Consider the following 15,798-nt stretch of genomic DNA (forward strand, 5'->3'; position numbering starts at 1 on the left):
CCGACAACAATATAGCGGTAACAACCGTCCATTTCGGCTAAAAAATTCCCAAAAGTAACAAATTTTTCCGCGCATAAGTAGAATCCGAAACGGGGACAGTGACCGGAACGGCCCCCGGGCCGGGCCGCCGGCCGTGTACAACAATCACGCTTGATCAGTTAGGAAGAATCATATGGGCTTTCTCGCCAACATGAATATCGCGAAACGTCTCGGTGTGGGCTTCGCCCTCGTACTGGGCCTGACCCTCGTCATTGCGACCGCCGCCGTGTGGCGCCTGAATGCGATCGCGGATTCCACGCGCGCGATGATGGCCGTGCCGCTGGCCAAGGAACGCATGTTGACGGAATGGCATATGCAGACGTTCGCCGCCGTGCGCCGCACCGCCGCGATCGTCAAGAGCACGGACCCCAGCCTGGTCGAATTCTTCAAGGCCGACGGCGTCAAGACGGCCACCCGTTCGACCGAGCTGGTCAAGCAAATCGAGCCGCTGCTCGACGGCCCGGAAGAACACGCGCTGTTCAACCGCATCGTCGAACTGCGCAAGGCCTACACGGATTCCAAGGTCAAGGCCATCAAGGCCAGGGCCGACGGCGACGCCGAGGCGGCGGAGCGCATCCTGAACCAGGAATACGTCCCGACGTCGGATGCCTACGAAGGCAAGCAGGGCGAACTGGTCAAGATGCAGCAGGACCACATCGACGCCATCGCCCGCAAGATCGACAACGCCAACCGCAACAGCGCGCGCATGATCATCGTGCTGGCCGGCGTGGCCGTGCTGTTCGGCGCCATCTGCGCATGGCTGCTGGCGCGCGCCATCGTCGACCCGATCCGCCAGGCCGTCGACGTGGCCGAGAAGGTCGCGGGCGGCGACCTCACCCAGCACATCGAAGCCGTCGGCACGGGCGAGACGGCCGCCCTGCTGCGCGCGCTGCGCCACATGAACGACGGCCTGGTGTCCATCGTTTCCCAGGTGCGCAGCGGCACCGACACCATCGCCACCGCGTCGGCGGAAATCTCGGCCGGCAACATGGACCTGTCGAGCCGCACCGAACAACAAGCCGGCTCGCTCGGCACGACGGCCAGCACGGTCGAGCAACTGACGGGCACCGTGCGCCAGAACGCGGACAATGCGCGCCAGGCCAGCCAGCTGTCGATCGCCGCATCGGACATCGCCGTGCAGGGCGGCGCCGTCGTCGACCAGGTGGTGCAGACGATGGGCGCGATCAACGATTCGTCGAAGAAGATCGTCGACATCATCAGCGTCATCGACGGCATCGCGTTCCAGACCAACATCCTCGCGCTGAACGCGGCCGTCGAAGCGGCCCGCGCCGGCGAGCAGGGCCGCGGCTTCGCCGTCGTGGCGGGCGAAGTGCGCACGCTGGCCCAGCGCTCGGCCGCGGCGGCGAAAGAAATCAAGCAGCTGATCGTCGATTCGGTCGGCAAGGTCGAGGACGGCACCAAGCTCGTCGACCAGGCCGGCATGACGATGAGCGAAGTGGTCGACAGCATCCGCAAGGTGAGCGACATCGTCGCCGAGATCGCCAGCGCCAGCGGCGAGCAGAGCACCGGCATCGAACAGGTCAACCACGCGATCGCCGAGATGGACTCGTCGACGCAGCACAACGCCGCCCTCGTCGAGGAATCGGCCGCGGCCGCCACTGCCCTGCGCGACCAGGCCGACAAGCTGGCCGAGGTGGTCAGCCTGTTCCACATCGGCACGCCGGCCGCGGCCGCACCCCGGGCCGTGGCCGCACCCGCACGCGCACCTGCACGGGCAGCCGCGCGCGCCGTCGTGCCCGTGACCCGCGCCGCCAAGCCGGCCCCGAACCGCGCTGGTGCTGCCGCCGCCGAGGAGTGGGAGACCTTCTGAGGCCGTCCGCGCCCCGCCGTGCGCGTGCGTCCGAACTGAACCGCGAGACTCGGGTTATCCTTCTGCTTCCCGACAGGAAGGCACCAAGGAGAGGAGACAGAAATGTCCTACGAGGAACGCGACGATTACGGCATGTACAGGAACAAGCACGGCAAGGGGCCGGGCCCCGAACTGATGGGTGCGAACACCCTGATCGGCGACCACGTCCACAACCTGCAGAACGAGCACCTGGGCGTCATCAAGGAGTTCATGGTGGACATGCGCACGGGCGCCATCGCCTACGCAGTGATGTCGTCCAGCCGCTTCCTCGGGCTGGGCGAAAAACTCTTCGCCGTGCCCTGGCAGGCGCTGACCCTCGACGCGGGACACAAGCGCTTCACGATGGACATCCCCAAGGACCGCATCGACAACGCGCCCGGGTTCGATAGCGACCATTGGCCGGACATGGCGGACACGCGCTGGATGGGCGCGGTGCACGCGTATTTCGGCACGCAGCCGGCCTGAAGCCGGCCGCATTTACACCTTGCGCACGCTGCAGACCGTGTCGAACCACGACTGCATCCCGACCAGCGGCGCCGGATTCACGGGCAGGATGGCGTTGATGTTCACGCCGTTGCCCCGTCCGCCGTTGCGCTGATCCCACCACACACCGTTCTTCAGGTCGTCGACGCGCGGCGCCGGGCCAAGAGCCTTGCGCGTGGCGGCCTGGCTTGACGCGTCGAGGACCGCGTCGCGCATGCCCGCGCGGCCCTGCGCGGCGCGGCCGCCCATCTGCCAGCCCAGCGAGTTCGACACGGCCAGCACCTTCGGATGGATGCCGTCGGTGACGAACACGCGGATGCGCGCGTGGCCCACGACCTGCTCCCCGCCAGCCGGCGCGGCCTTGAAGGCGGCGTCGCCCCGGGTGCCCGAATGCGGCCGGTAGGTCGTCAATTCCACCATGTCGCCGGATGTCACGCCGATCCGCGCGGCGACCTGCGGGTGCATCCACATCGGATTGTCGTGCACGATCTCCGACAGGTATTTCTGCGATGCCGTGCGGCCCTGCGTGTGCACGTTCCATTTAAAGGTCGTCAGGACGAAGCGGTCGTCGGCCAGCCGGTCGAGTCCCGGCACGTGGTGGAACGCCGGCATGCCGTCGTCCGCGATGCCGGCCTGCGCCGCCACGTGCGCCACTTCCGGCGCGAGGATCTCGAAGCGGCGCGACGGCGTCGCGAAGCCGCGCATGGGCTCGCCCTTCACCATCATGCCGACGGCGCGCTCCTTGCCGGCCTTGTCCGCCTTGAGGATGCGGCCGTCGGCGTCGACGCGCGTTCCGGCCAGCTGCTCCGCCGCGAGCTTGCGCCGGTAGACCTCGTAGGTCTTGGGCTGGCTCGTGTCGACGTGCACACCGTAGTGCTTCATGTAGTCGAAGCCGGACGCGAAGGTGCGGCCGTCCGGTCCCGTCGTCGGCAGCTTCGAACACTGGGTGCGCACGTAGTCCTCGTGCGTGCCGAACGCGAAATACTTCGCCTGTTCCGGCGCCAGGCGCCTGCCGACGTTGAACAGCACGTCCGGGAACGACACGGCTTCGCCCGGCGGCGGCACCATCGGCTGGCGCAGCATCACGTAGTGCTGCAGTTCGAGGTTGTTGCGGATGTCCATGCCCCAGCGTTCGAGGTAGGTCGCATCGGGCAGGATCAGGTCGGACCAGTGCGCCATCTCGGAATACACGATGTCCGAACAGGCGTGGAACGGGATCAGCGTTTCGTCGCCGAGGACCCGGGTGGCCGTCGCGCGGCCCTCGGGCCACGTCATTGGCGAGACGATCGTGTAGCTCAGGTAGACGTCGAGCTTCGCGCGCCCCTGCTCCAGATAGTCGTACACGACCTGGCCCACCTTCATCTTCTGCCAGCGGTTCGCCAGCGGCCACTCGGGCGGATCTTCCAGGTCGGTGCGGACCGCGACCTTCGGCGGCGCGGGCTGCGGCGCGGGATACCGGGCCGGCGCCAGCTTCTCTTCGAGCCCGTAGCAATACCCGCCCGGCTTGCCGACCGAGCCGACCAGCGCGTTGAGCATCACGACGGCCCGTTCGTTGTTGAAGCCGTTGTAGTGCGCGCCCGTGCCGCGGTTGGTGAAGGCGGCGACGGCCGGGCGCGCGCGCGCGAACTCGATCGCGATGCGCTCGATGTCGGCGGCCGGCACGCCCGACTGGGCCTGCGCCCACGCCGGCGTGCAATCCTTGAGCCAGGCGCGCAATTGCGCCTCGCCGGGCTGCACGAAGTCCTCGATGAACGCGCGGTCGTGCAGGTTCTCGCGCAGGATCACGTGGGCCATCGCCAGCGCGATCGCGCCTTCGGTGCCCGGATGCGGCTGGAACCATTCGTCGCTGCGGCCCGCCGTGTTCGACATGCGCACATCGAACGTCACCAGCTTGGCGCCATGGTCGAAGCGCGCCTTGACGACGCGTTTCACCAGGTGCAGGCCGCCCTGGTGCGCTTCGTAGAAATTGGAACCGAAATTCAGGAAGTAGCGGCAACGCTCGGCGTCGATCGATTCCCAGTCGGTCTCGCCCAGACTCACGTAATTGGCGGCGCGCTTGTTCGACGAGCACAGGGCGCGGTGGTTCAGCAGCACCGGCGAGCCGATCGCGTTCAGGAAGCGCGCGAACTCGGAGGCGTAGCGCGAGCGGCCCTGGTGGATCGCGACGCGCTCCGGGTGCCCGGCGGCGATGCTCTTGCGGATGCGCGCCGCGATCTCGTCGTACGCCTCATCCCACGTGATGCGCTTCCACAGGCCCTCGCCGCGCTTGCCCACGCGCTTGAGCGGATACAGCAGGCGCTCCGGATACGTGTTGATCGTGGGGCCGCTCTGCCCCTTCGCGCACGTCATGAAGTTGCCGAGGTTCGGGTCGAGCGGATTGCCGCGGATCTTGACGACCTTGCCGTCCTCGACGAAACCCTCGATGCCGCACACGGTGGAGCAGTTCAGGCACACGCTCTTGACCATCGTGGCCTTGCCGTAGTCGATATGGCGCTTGCGCGCGGTGCCGTCCGCGGCGATCGCGTAATTCAGCGGCTCGGCGACGCCGGCGGCGGCATCGCCGGGGGCCAGCAGGATCGTTTCGCCGACGGCCAGCGTGGCCAGCGCCCCGAGGCCGGACTTGAGAAAATGGCGGCGCTCCATCACTTGTCTCCCTTCGTGCCGTGCTTCGCGTTGCCGACGGCGGTGCCGTAGTCGGCGCGCAGGTCGGCCCAGGTGTCGATCTCGTAGGTGAACGGATCGTGGTTGCGGCCTTTCGGCAGCTTGTTTTCGACGGCGCGCGGCACGACGGTGCCGATGCCGCGGTAATGCACGGCGGGCCGCGTGTGTTCCTGCGGCTTGAGCACGGCGAGGTCCGCCTTGTGCTTCGCATTGAAACGGCTGATGGCGCTGCCCGGGTCGTTCAGGTCGCCGAACGCGAACACGTCGGCGGGACATGCTTCCACGCAGGCCGGCTGCATGCCGGCGTCGAGCCGGTGGCTGCAGAAATCGCATTTGTCCGCCACCTGCGCCACCGGGTCGATGTGGATGGCGCCGTATGGGCAGGCGGCGATGCAGTCGCGCGAACGGTCGCACTTGTCGACGTCGATGCGCACGATGCCGTCCGGTGCGCGGCTGATGGATTCGGTGGGGCACGCCTTGAGGCACGGCGCGTCCTCGCACTGCATGCACAGGGTCGGCAGGAAGGCGCGCCGCAGCGCATCCTTGCCGGCGGCGTTCTTGCCGTGGAAGTCGTGGTAATAGACCTTGGTGCGGAACATGCCGAGGTAGACCGAGTTCTCGACCTTGCAGGCGACGGAGCAGGCGTGGCAGCCGATGCACCGTTCGGTGTCGATGGCCAGGCCCCAGTGCGGGCTTTTTTCAGGTGTCATATCGTGGGTGGAATCGTGGACGGCGCGGGCGCGAATCCCGTGATGATAAACGATCGCTAGCAAAAATCCCGGCTGCGCACATCCAGCTTGCCCAGCCAATCCGACATGTCGACGAGCCGCTTGGCCACGAGATGCCGCACTTCCCCTTCGCGCTGCCACACGCCGTACACGCCCAGCAGCGACGCGTTCAGCACTTCGCGCCGCTGCTGTTCGACGAGCTGCGGCCAGACGATCACGTTGATGTTGCCCGTCTCGTCCTCGATGGTCAGGAACAGTACGCCCTTCGCCGTGCCGGGGCGCTGGCGCACGGTGACGATGCCGCAAGCGCGCGCCAGCTGGCCGTTCTGGAAGTCGTGCAGCACGTCGGCCGGCAGGAACCGCCTGGCCAGCAGCCGCTCGCGCAGCAGCGCCAGCGGATGACGGCCCAGCGTGAGGCCCTGCGCGCGGTAGTCGCCGACGATCTCCTCCCCCTCCTTCGGCGCGGCCAGGACCGGCACCTCTTCGACGGGCTTTGTTGCCCGCAGCAGGTCCTTGTCCGGCACGGCGCCCGCCGCCTGCCACAAGGCCTGGCGCCGGTGGCCCGCGAGCGGTCCGAGCGCATTGCCGGCGGCGAGCACCTGCAGGTCGCCCCGGTCGAGCTGCGCGCGGCGCGCGAGGTCGGCCACGTCGGCGAACGGGCGGATCGCGCGCGCCATCCCGATGCGGTCGGTCGCGTCCTGGCCCATCCCGCGCAGCATGTGCAGGCCCAGGCGCACGGCCGGCTGGCTGCGCGCATTGTCGGCACACTGGGCGTCCAGCTCTTCGAGCGTGGACTCCCAGCCGCTCACCGTGATGTCGACGGGGCGCACGTCGATGCCGTGGCGGCGCGCGTCCTGCACGAGCTGGGACGGACTGTAGAACCCCATCGGCTGGCTGTTCAGCAGCGCGCATAAAAACGCGGCCGGTTCGTGGCACTTGAGCCAGGAACTGGCATAGGCGAGCAGCGCGAAGCTGGCCGCGTGCGATTCCGGGAAGCCGTATTCGCCGAAGCCCTGGATCTGCTGGAAGATCTGCTGCGCGAACGCCATGTCGTACCCGTTCCTTTGCATGCCGCCCACGATGCGCTGGTAGTAGTGTTCGAGGTTGCCCTTTCTCTTCCACGCGGCCATCGCGCGGCGCAGCTGGTCGGCCTCGCCGGGCGTGAAATCGGCGGCGAGGATCGCCACCTGCATCACCTGCTCCTGGAAGATCGGCACGCCCAGCGTGCGTTCGAGCGCCAGTTTCATCTTCGGACTCGGATACTCGACTTCGTTCTTGCGCTGGCGCCGCTGCAGGTACGGGTGCACCATGCCGCCCTGGATCGGCCCCGGGCGCACGATGGCGACCTGGATCACGAGATCGTAGAACTCGCACGGCTTCATCCGCGGCAGCATGCTCATTTGGGCGCGCGACTCGATCTGGAAGACGCCCACGGTGTCGGCGCGGCAGATCATGTCGTAGGTCGGCTTGTCGCCGTGCGGGATGTCCTGCATCTCGAACGTCGTGCCGCGGCGCAGTCCGACCAGGTCCAGGCAGCGGCGCAGCATCGACAGCATGCCGAGCGCCAGCACGTCGACCTTCATGAGGCCCAGTTCCTCGAGGTCGTCCTTGTCCCACTGGATCACGCTGCGGTCCGCCATCGTCGCGTTCTCGATGGGGACGAGGCGCGACAGCTTCCCGCGCGCCATCACGAACCCGCCCGGATGCTGCGACAGGTGGCGCGGAAAGCCGAGCAGGCGCTGGGCCAGCGACGCCCATTGCTGCGACAGCGGCGCGGCCGGATCGAGTCCGCTCTCGGCCAGGCGGTTCAGCAGGTCGGCCTTGCCGTCGAACCAGTGGTGCTGCTTGCAGACCTTGTCGACGATGGCGAGGTCGACACCGAGCGCGCGGCCGCTGTCGCGCAGCGCGCTCTTGGGCCGGTAGCTGATGACGACGGCCGCCAGCGCCGCGCGGGTGCGGCCGTATTTTTGATAGATGTACTGGATGACTTCCTCGCGGCGCTGGTGCTCGAAGTCGACGTCGATGTCGGGCGGCTCGTTGCGCTCCTTCGAGATGAAGCGTTCGAACAGCAGGTTGCCGCGCGCCGGATCGACTTCCGTGATGCCCAGGCAGTAGCACACGGCGGAATTGGCGGCCGAGCCGCGGCCCTGGCACAGGATGCCCTGCGAGCGCGCATGGCGCACGATGTCGTACACGGTGAGGAAGTAGTGCTCGTAGCGCATCTCGGCGATCAGCGCGAGTTCGTGCTCGATCTGCCGCTGCACGCCGGCCGGGATGCCCTGGGTGAAGCGCCGGTGCGCGCCGGCCCACGCCTGCTCGCGCAGATAGCTCGCGGCCGTGTGGCCGGACGGGACCACCTCGTCCGGATATTCGTAGCGCAGCTCTTCCAGCGAAAACGTGCATTCGCGCGCGATGCGGACCGTCTCGTCCAGCGCCGCGTGCGGGTAGATGTTCGCCAGGCGCACGCGCGAGCGCAGGTGCTGCTCCGCGTTCGGCGCGAGCTGGTAGCCGCATTGCGCCACCGGCTTGCCGACGCGGATGGCCGTCATCGTGTCCTGCAACGGCTTGCGCGAGCGGACGTGCATCGTCACGTGGCCGCAGGCGACGATCTTCATGCGGTGCTGCCAGCCCACTTCCTCGATGGTGGTGCGGTGTACCTCGTCGAACGCGCGGTACAGCAGGTTCAGGCCGATCCACGCGCGGCCCGGGAATGTCTGCGCCATCCACGCGGCCTGCATGTGCAGGCGGTCGACGTCTTCCGGCAGGTGGCCGGGATACGCCGGCAGCAGGATCGCCAGGCAGTCCGGCATGCCGCGCAGGTGGGCGAGGTCGCCGTCGGGCGCGTCGAAGTCGGACGGATACAGCAGGTAGCTGCCCTTCTCGCTGCGCGTGCGCCCCAGCGTGATCATCTCGGCCAGGTTGCCGTAGCCGTCGCGGTTTTGCGCCAGCAGCACGAGCGACGGCCCGCGGCCGCCGTCCGGATGGCGCAGGTGGAAATGGGCACCGACGATCAGGGGGAGCTGCGCGCGCTTGGCCTCGGCATGCGCGCGCACCACGCCGGCCAGCGAGCACTCGTCCGTCAGCGCCAGCGCCGTGTAGCCCAGCTGCACGGCGCGGTCGACCAGTTCTTCCGCATGCGACGCGCCCTCCAGGAACGAGAAATTCGACAGGCAAAACAGTTCCGCATAGGCCGGCAATCCCGCCGCCGCACGGGGATCGGCCGCGGGCGGCGACTGGCGGATCGACGGCGGGATTGACGGCGGGGTCGGCGGAACATCGGGCATGGTAATTTCGCTAAAATGGTGTAGTATGCAATACTGTACATAAACACAGTATAGCCAACGAACCCGACCCTGCCAAATATGCACATCCATTCCTTGCGCTGTTTCGGTGCCCGTCCCGGTACCGGCAACCCGGCCCTCGTCATCGAACACGGCGAGCAGGACGCCGACGCCCGCCTGGCCCTCGCCCGCGCGCGCGACACGACCTGCGTCTTCATCGACACCGGCGCCGACGGCGTACTGTCCGTCGATTATTACTATCCGCACAAGCGCAGCCCGCTGTGCATCCACGCGACGCTGGCCGTGGCGGGCGTGCTGTTCGCACGCGCTCCGCACGCCGGCAGCATCGCCGTGCGCACGGCGGTCGACCGACAGGAACTGGAACTGGTGCGCGCCGGCGGCGACTATTTCGTCCGGCTGTCCGCGCAGCAGGCAGCGGCGCGGGACGTGACCGCCGACACCGCCGCCGTGCTGCTGGGCGTGCCCGCCGCGTCGCTGGCCACGCCGCCGCGCGTGGCGTCGGTCGGCAGTCCCAAGCTGCTGGTCAAGGTGGCGGACACGGAGGCGTTGTACGGCCTCGCGCCCGACCTCGCGCGCATCGCCGCGTGGGGCAAGGACACCGGCATCAATGGCATCTATGCCTGGTGCCGGCGCGACGACGGCACGTTCGAGGGCCGCAACTTCAACCACCTCGACCCCAGGCTGGAAGACAGCGCGACGGGCGTCGCGGCCGGTGCGCTGACGGCGCTGCTCGGACTGGGCATGCGGCTGCGCCAGGGCCGCGCGACCGGCGGCGAATGCCTGATCCGCACGCGTACGGAAGGCCGCGCCATCCTCGTCGGGGGCGCGGTCGAAACGATTTGATTCACAGGCGTTGTACCCCCTCAACCCACTGCATCAAGGAGACCGAAATGGAACGAAACGTCGTAGGCTGGTTCGAAATCTATGTGGACGACATGAAGCGCGCCCGCGCTTTCTATGAAGCCGTATTCCAGGTGACGCTGTCCAACCTCGCGTCGGAAGGCGACGCGTCCGGCCTGCAGATGTGGGCATTCACGGGCGACCCGAACGCCGGCGGCGCGGCCGGCGCGATCGTGTACATGGAAGGATGCAAGGCGGGCGGCAACAGCACGATCGTGTATTTCAGCTGCGCCGATTGCGCCGTCGAAGCGGCGCGCGCCGTCGCGAACGGCGGGCGCATCTTCAAGGACAAGTTCTCGATCGGGCAGTACGGCCACATCGCCCTCGTCCACGATACCGAGGGCAACATCATCGGCCTGCACTCGATGAACTAAGGTCAGGCCTGGGGCGCCATCCAGGCCAGTTCCCAGATATGGCCGTCGAGGTCTTCGAACCCATGGCCATACATGAAGCCATGATCCTGCGGCGGCCGCGGCGCCCGGCCGCCGGCCGCGACGGCTTTCGCCACCAGGTCGTCGACTTCCTCGCGGCTCTCGCAGCTCAGGCAGACCAGCACCTCGGTCGCTTCCTTCGCCTGCACGATGGGCTTGTCGACGAACGTCCTGAAAAACGGTTCCGTGAGCAGCATCGCGTAGATGCTGCCGTCCGCGATCACCATGCAGGCGCCGCTCTCGTTGGTGAACTGGGGATTGAACGTATAGCCCAGCGCATTGAAGAATGCCTTCGATTTATCCAGGTCCTTGACGGCCAGGTTGACGAAGATCTGCTTGTTCATGATGCCTCCTGATTGTTGGTGAAAGTGGATGCCGCATGCCTACGACGGATGAGGCATCGCGAAATCGACAAGACAACCGGGGTCAGAGCCCGATTTTTGGAAATTGCCCAAAATCGGGCTCTGACCCCGGTTTGGGGCATCACCCGGCCAGGAAGCCGCTCAACTTCGCCAGGTCGATGTTGCCGCCGCTGACGAGGATGCCGACCTTCTTGCCGCGCAAGTCATCCTGCATGCGCCGCGCCGCCGCGAAGCCGAGGCAGCCCGTCGGTTCGACGACGATCTTCATGCGCTCGGCAAAGAAGCGCATGCACTGTACCAGTTCATCGTCGGTCGCCGTCAGGATGTCGTCGACGTCGCGCCGGATGATCGGAAACGGGATGCTCCCCAGGTGCTGGGTCTGGGCACCGTCGGCGATGGTCTGCGGGGTGTCGATGTGCACGATCGCGCCGCTGCGGAACGATTGCTGGCCATCGTTGCCGGCTTCCGGCTCCACGCCATACAGGCGACAATCCGGCGCCAGCGCGCGCGTGGCCAGCGCGGAGCCGGACAGCAGGCCGCCGCCGCCCAGGCACACGAAGAAGGCGTCCAGCGGTCCGGTTTCCTCGAACAATTCCTTCGCGGCCGTGCCCTGGCCCGCGATCACGTCCGGATGGTCGTACGGCGGAATCAGGGTCAAGCCGTGTTTCTGCGCCAGCTCGCGGCCGATCTGTTCGCGGTCTTCGGTGTAGCGGTCGTACAGCACGACGTTGCCGCCGTAGCCGCGCGTGGCGGCGACCTTGGCGGCGGGGGCGTCCTGCGGCATCACGATCGTGGCCGGAATGCCGAGCAGCTTCGCGGACAGCGCGATGGCCTGCGCGTGGTTCCCGGACGAGAACGCGACGACGCCGGCGCGGCGCTGCTCGGGCGTAAACTTCATCAACGCGTTGTAGGCGCCGCGGAACTTGAACGCGCCCATGCGCTGCATGTTCTCGCACTTGAAATAGACCTGGGCGCCGAACGCCTCGTCGACGGTACGCGAGGTCAGCACCGGCGTGCGGTTGGCGACGCCGGCGATGCGGGAGGCCGCCTGGACGACATCATCATAGGTAGGGAGTGGAGGGAGGCTCATCCTGTTTTCCTTTCGGGTGATCGGTGGCTGGCATTCTAATCCTTCCTTGTTGTACTTATGAGACGTTCAAATGGTTGCCTTCTTGGAAATTCTTTAATATGCAATTTTTCCCTCGGAGCATACCCCTTGAAACTCACCCCGATCCGCCAGTCCATCCTGCTCGGCTTGTACGGCAGCGCGGCCCTGGCTTTCGCGCCGGCCGCCTTCGCACAAAATGCACAGGCCGCCGCCGGCACCGACGTCCAGAGCGTCACCATCGTCGGCTCGCGCCGCGTGGGCAACACGTCGTCCATCGATACCCCGGTTCCCGTCGACTACATCCCTCTGACCAAGGCCGCCGAGCAAAGTGGCCAGTTCGACCTGGCCCAGACCCTGGCCAACATCTCGCCGTCGTTCAACTCGACGCGCCAGACCGGCGCCGACGGTGCCGACCTGATCGACTCGGCCGCCCTGCGCGGCCTCGGTTCCGACCAGACCCTCGTGCTCGTGAACGGCAAGCGCCGCCACACGACGGCCCTCGTGAACCTGTTCGGCGCGCGCAACCGCGGCAACACGGGCACGGACATGAACGCGATCCCCGTGCTGGCCATCAAGGACGTGCAGGTGCTGCGCGACGGCGCCGCCGCGCAATACGGCTCGGACGCCATCGCCGGCGTCATCGACGTCGAGCTGCGCAAGGATCTCGGTTGCGAGGCCGTGACCAGCTTCGGCGAATACTCCAGGCACGACGGCAAGAACTGGCTCGCGTCCGCGTACTGCGGCGTCGCCCTCGGCGGCGGCGTGCTGGGCATCACGGGCGAATACTACGACCGCGGCCGCTCCAACCGCTCGGATCCGGGCAGCCTGCGCATCATCGGCGACACCAAGTCGAAGAACGAGACCGTCTATGCGAACGGCGAATTCCCCGTCGGCCCGGGCAAGCTGTACCTGACGGCCGGCGCCCAGACCCGCGACGCCTCGTCGGCCGCGTGGGCGCGCGGCGGCATCGGTTCCGACGACGTCCCGTCGCGCAACTCCGCCGCCATGTACCCGGACGGCTTCGTCCCGTTCATCAACGGCGACATCGACGACCGCTACGGCATCATCGGCTACCGCACCCGCATCGGCGACTGGGCCAGCGATTTCTCGCAGACCTATGGCTACAACCGCATGCGCTACAACATTGCGCACACGCTCAACGCGTCGATCGCGAACCTGGACCTGATCAACGGCGGCAAGGGCGTGAGCCCGTCGCAGTTCGACGCCGGCGGCTTCTCGTTCCGCCAGCTGACTTCCAACGCGGACTTCAGCCGCTTCTACGACGACATCCTCGGCGGCCTGAACGCCGCGTTCGGCTTCGAATACCGCAAGGAGAACTACCAGATCTTCGCCGGCGAGCCGGGTTCGTACAACGACGTCGACGGCCTGGGCTTCGGCGGCAATGCCGGCAGCCAGGGCTTCCCGGGCTTCCAGCCGGGCGACGCCACCTCGCGCGACCGCCACAGCGCGGCCGCCTACCTCGACTTCGAAGCGGACATCGCCCCGCGCACCAAGCTGCAGGCCGCGGTGCGCCACGAAAAATACTCCGACTTCGGCTCGACGACGACCGGCAAGCTGGCCGGCGCCTTCAAGGCCACGGACGACCTGCTGCTGCGCGCCTCGGCCAGCACCGGCTTCCGCGCGCCGTCGCTGCAGCAGGTCTACTTCTCGTCGACGTTCACCGACTTCGTCGCGGGCGTGCCGATGGACGTCGTGCTGGCGCCGAACGGCGGCAAGGTCGCCAACGCGGCCGGCATCCCGAAGCTGCATGAAGAAAAATCGAAGAGCTACACGCTAGGCGCGACGTGGACGCCCACGAAAGCCGTCTCCGTCACGGCCGACCTGTACCACATCCAGATCGACAACCGCATCGTGCTGTCGGGCCGCTTCGACGCCGACAACTACCCGGCCCTCGGCGCCACCCTGCAAGCGCTGGGCGTGGGCCAGGCGCAGTTCTTCGTGAACTCCGTCGACACGCGCACGCAAGGCCTGGACCTGACCGCGTCGCACCGCACGACCGTGGGCGGCGGCAAGTTGAACACCTATCTCGCCATGAACTTCAGCAAGACCGAAGTGACGGGCGTGCACGCCCCGGCCGTGCTGGCCGGCTACGAGGACGTGCTGCTGTCCGACCGCGAGCGCCTGTTCATCGAACAGGGCGGCCCGCGCCGCAAGGCCACGCTGGACTTCGACTACACGCTCGGCCAGCTGGAATCGGATTTCCGCATCATCCACTACGGCCCGCAGACGCTGGGCACGTTCGATGGTCCGCCGGTGCCGAACCAGTATTACAAGTCGAAGACGTCGGCCGACCTCGCGTTCACGTGGGCGTTCAGCGACAAGACCAAGCTGACCGTCGGCGGCACGAACATCTTCAACGTGCATCCGACCGAGCAGAATCCGGACGAGACGGACAATGGCTTCAAGTATGAAAGCGTGCAGTTCGGCCTGAACGGCGCGGCATACTTCGCGCGCCTGTCGCACAAGTTCTGACCGCATGGTGGGCGCGGGGTGCCGGCAAGTGACGTTCGCGTCCTGCCGGCGTCCGCGTGGGCTCCGGGAGCCCACGCGGACGCCAACATATCGCAAGCGTTACGCCGGGAACGTGACGGTCGCTTCCAGCCCGCCCAGCCGCGTCGATTCGCCCAGCGCCAGCGTGGCCCCATGCCGCTCCGCGATCGACTTGATGATGGCGAGACCGAGCCCGCTGCCCGCCGCGTCGCTGCCCGGCACGCGATAGAAACGGTCGAACACGCGCTCGCGTTCCGCCGGCGGGATGCCCGGCCCGCTGTCTTCCACGATCACGCGCACGCCGCCCGCTTCCGCCACCACCGACACGTCGACCGTGCCGCCGTGCGGCGTGTACTTGATCGCGTTGTCGACCAGGTTGCGCAGCAAGATCATCAGCGCGTCCGGCTGCCCCTCGACCTCGGCGACGTCCGCGCGCGGCAGGCCCAGGTCGATGCCCCTGGCCTGCGCGACGCCGGCCATGTCGGCCACGGCGCGCCTGGCCGCGGCCGCGATATCGATCCGCTGGCGCGGCGCGACGCTCGCTTCCTGGCGCGCCAGCACGAGCAGCTGTTCGACCAGGCGCGTGGCCCGTTCGATGCCGGCCGTCAGGCGGCCGACGGCGACGCGCTTCGCGTCCGGGCTGTCGGACCGCTCCAGGCTCTGCACCTGCAGCTTCAGCGCGGCGAGCGGCGTGCGCAGCTCGTGCGCGGCGTCGGCCACGAAATGCTGCTGGGCGTCGAATGCCGTGCGCACGCGGCCGAACAACAGGTTCAGTTCCTGCACGAGCGGACGCACTTCGTCGGGCAGGCCCGCCTCGGACACGGGCGACAGATCGTCCGCCTGGCGCGACGCCACCTGCTTGCGCACGCGCGCGACCGGTTCCAGCGACCCGCTGACGACCCACCACACGACGAGCATCAGGATCGGCATCATGACGGCGATCGGCCCCAGCGTGCGCAGCGCGAGATTGCTCGCCATGCTGCGCCGTACGGCCAGGTCCTGCGCGACCTGCACGGTCTGGTTATCGGTCTGGATCGAGAAGATGCGGTACGTCGTGCCGTTCGCGCGCACGTTGGAAAAACCCAGCACGGCGCGCTGCGGCAGATGCGCGTGCGACGCGCTGCGGAACACGCGCACGCCGTCCGGCGACCACACCTGCACGACGAGATCGTCGTTGCCGCTGATGGGCGCGTCGGCATTCGCGTCCTCGGCGCTCGTCAGCGGCACGCGCGAACGCAGCGACAGCGCCATCTGCTGCATGTGGTAATCGAAGATCTGGTCGGCGTCGTTGAGGGCGGTGCGGTAGGCGATCGACGCCTGCGCGACGGCCGCGATGGTGATCGCAGCCAGCAGGAACCACAGCAGCCGCCCGCGCAGGGAATGCGTGACCCTCACTTTCATGG

11 protein-coding genes are annotated in these 15,798 nt (G+C 67.6%); 5 read left to right on the top strand and 6 right to left on the bottom strand.

Annotation, left to right across the window (positions count from 1 at the left end; translation table 11 throughout):
* Positions 1–172: 172 nt before the first annotated feature.
* Positions 173–1,870 (top strand): methyl-accepting chemotaxis protein, encoded by a 1,698-nt coding sequence (locus tag U9J41_RS11510; RefSeq protein WP_322402318.1) that lies wholly within the window; start codon positions 173–175, stop codon positions 1,868–1,870.
* A gap of 102 nt (positions 1,871–1,972) precedes the next feature.
* Entirely contained in the window at positions 1,973–2,374 is a 402-nt protein-coding gene (locus tag U9J41_RS11515) for a PRC-barrel domain-containing protein (RefSeq protein WP_322402319.1), read from the top strand.
* A gap of 12 nt (positions 2,375–2,386) precedes the next feature.
* Here the strand turns inward: U9J41_RS11515 and U9J41_RS11520 are convergent, their stop codons facing one another.
* From U9J41_RS11520 to U9J41_RS11530, 3 genes are read right to left on the bottom strand one after another with little or no spacing between them, the layout of a single operon-like run.
* The gene (locus U9J41_RS11520) at positions 2,387–5,035 is read right to left on the bottom strand and encodes a molybdopterin-containing oxidoreductase family protein (RefSeq protein WP_322402320.1); all 2,649 of its coding nucleotides are present in this window, start codon (positions 5,033–5,035) and stop codon (positions 2,387–2,389) included.
* Positions 5,035–5,763, bottom strand: coding sequence for a 4Fe-4S dicluster domain-containing protein (locus tag U9J41_RS11525; protein ID WP_322402321.1), 729 nt, complete (start codon positions 5,761–5,763; stop codon positions 5,035–5,037). The genes U9J41_RS11520 and U9J41_RS11525 overlap by 1 nt, the downstream gene beginning before the upstream one ends.
* A 56-nt stretch (positions 5,764–5,819) precedes the next feature.
* Complete coding sequence (locus U9J41_RS11530; RefSeq protein ID WP_322402322.1) at positions 5,820–9,065, bottom strand: error-prone DNA polymerase; 3,246 nt, start codon at positions 9,063–9,065, stop codon at positions 5,820–5,822.
* Positions 9,066–9,143: 78 nt separating this feature from the next.
* Between U9J41_RS11530 and U9J41_RS11535 the strand changes: the two genes are divergently transcribed.
* A complete protein-coding gene (locus U9J41_RS11535; protein WP_322402323.1) occupies positions 9,144–9,926 on the top strand; it encodes a PhzF family phenazine biosynthesis protein in 783 nt (260 codons plus the stop codon).
* Positions 9,927–9,973: 47 nt separating this feature from the next.
* A complete protein-coding gene (locus U9J41_RS11540) occupies positions 9,974–10,357 on the top strand; it encodes a VOC family protein (RefSeq protein WP_322402324.1) in 384 nt (127 codons plus the stop codon).
* A gap of 2 nt (positions 10,358–10,359) precedes the next feature.
* Here U9J41_RS11540 and U9J41_RS11545 read toward each other — a convergent pair whose 3' ends face one another.
* Together U9J41_RS11545 and U9J41_RS11550 are read right to left on the bottom strand one after the other, a co-directional pair.
* Positions 10,360–10,758: a VOC family protein gene (locus U9J41_RS11545; protein ID WP_322402325.1), complete on the bottom strand. Its 399-nt coding sequence runs from the start codon at positions 10,756–10,758 to the stop codon at positions 10,360–10,362.
* 139 nt (positions 10,759–10,897) lie between these two features.
* Positions 10,898–11,866, bottom strand: coding sequence for a threo-3-hydroxy-L-aspartate ammonia-lyase (locus tag U9J41_RS11550; RefSeq protein ID WP_322402326.1), 969 nt, complete (start codon positions 11,864–11,866; stop codon positions 10,898–10,900).
* 126 nt (positions 11,867–11,992) lie between these two features.
* Between U9J41_RS11550 and U9J41_RS11555 the strand changes: the two genes are divergently transcribed.
* Entirely contained in the window at positions 11,993–14,377 is a 2,385-nt protein-coding gene (locus tag U9J41_RS11555) for a TonB-dependent receptor plug domain-containing protein (protein WP_322402327.1), read from the top strand.
* A 99-nt stretch (positions 14,378–14,476) separates the two neighbouring features.
* Here U9J41_RS11555 and U9J41_RS11560 read toward each other — a convergent pair whose 3' ends face one another.
* Positions 14,477–15,796 carry an ATP-binding protein gene (locus U9J41_RS11560; RefSeq protein ID WP_322402328.1) on the bottom strand — a complete coding sequence of 440 codons (1,320 nt, stop codon included), beginning with the start codon at positions 15,794–15,796 and terminating at the stop codon, positions 14,477–14,479.
* Positions 15,797–15,798: the final 2 nt, after the last annotated feature.

Origin of the sequence: Massilia luteola (genome assembly GCF_034420155.1) — a bacterium.
Classification (GTDB): domain Bacteria; phylum Pseudomonadota; class Gammaproteobacteria; order Burkholderiales; family Burkholderiaceae_D; genus Telluria; species Telluria luteola.

What these genes read in the sequence shown, in the direction of transcription:
- U9J41_RS11525 (WP_322402321.1), bottom strand. Translation starts at nt 5,763, where the DNA reads ATGACACCTGAAAAAAGCCCGCACTGGGGCCTGGCCATCGACACCGAA.
- U9J41_RS11510 (WP_322402318.1), top strand. Translation starts at nt 173, where the DNA reads ATGGGCTTTCTCGCCAACATGAATATCGCGAAACGTCTCGGTGTGGGC.
- U9J41_RS11535 (WP_322402323.1), top strand. Translation starts at nt 9,144, where the DNA reads ATGCACATCCATTCCTTGCGCTGTTTCGGTGCCCGTCCCGGTACCGGC.
- U9J41_RS11560 (WP_322402328.1), bottom strand. Translation starts at nt 15,796, where the DNA reads ATGAAAGTGAGGGTCACGCATTCCCTGCGCGGGCGGCTGCTGTGGTTC.
- U9J41_RS11550 (WP_322402326.1), bottom strand. Translation starts at nt 11,866, where the DNA reads ATGAGCCTCCCTCCACTCCCTACCTATGATGATGTCGTCCAGGCGGCC.
- U9J41_RS11540 (WP_322402324.1), top strand. Translation starts at nt 9,974, where the DNA reads ATGGAACGAAACGTCGTAGGCTGGTTCGAAATCTATGTGGACGACATG.
- U9J41_RS11520 (WP_322402320.1), bottom strand. Translation starts at nt 5,035, where the DNA reads ATGGAGCGCCGCCATTTTCTCAAGTCCGGCCTCGGGGCGCTGGCCACG.
- U9J41_RS11530 (WP_322402322.1), bottom strand. Translation starts at nt 9,065, where the DNA reads ATGCCCGATGTTCCGCCGACCCCGCCGTCAATCCCGCCGTCGATCCGC.
- U9J41_RS11545 (WP_322402325.1), bottom strand. Translation starts at nt 10,758, where the DNA reads ATGAACAAGCAGATCTTCGTCAACCTGGCCGTCAAGGACCTGGATAAA.
- U9J41_RS11515 (WP_322402319.1), top strand. Translation starts at nt 1,973, where the DNA reads ATGTCCTACGAGGAACGCGACGATTACGGCATGTACAGGAACAAGCAC.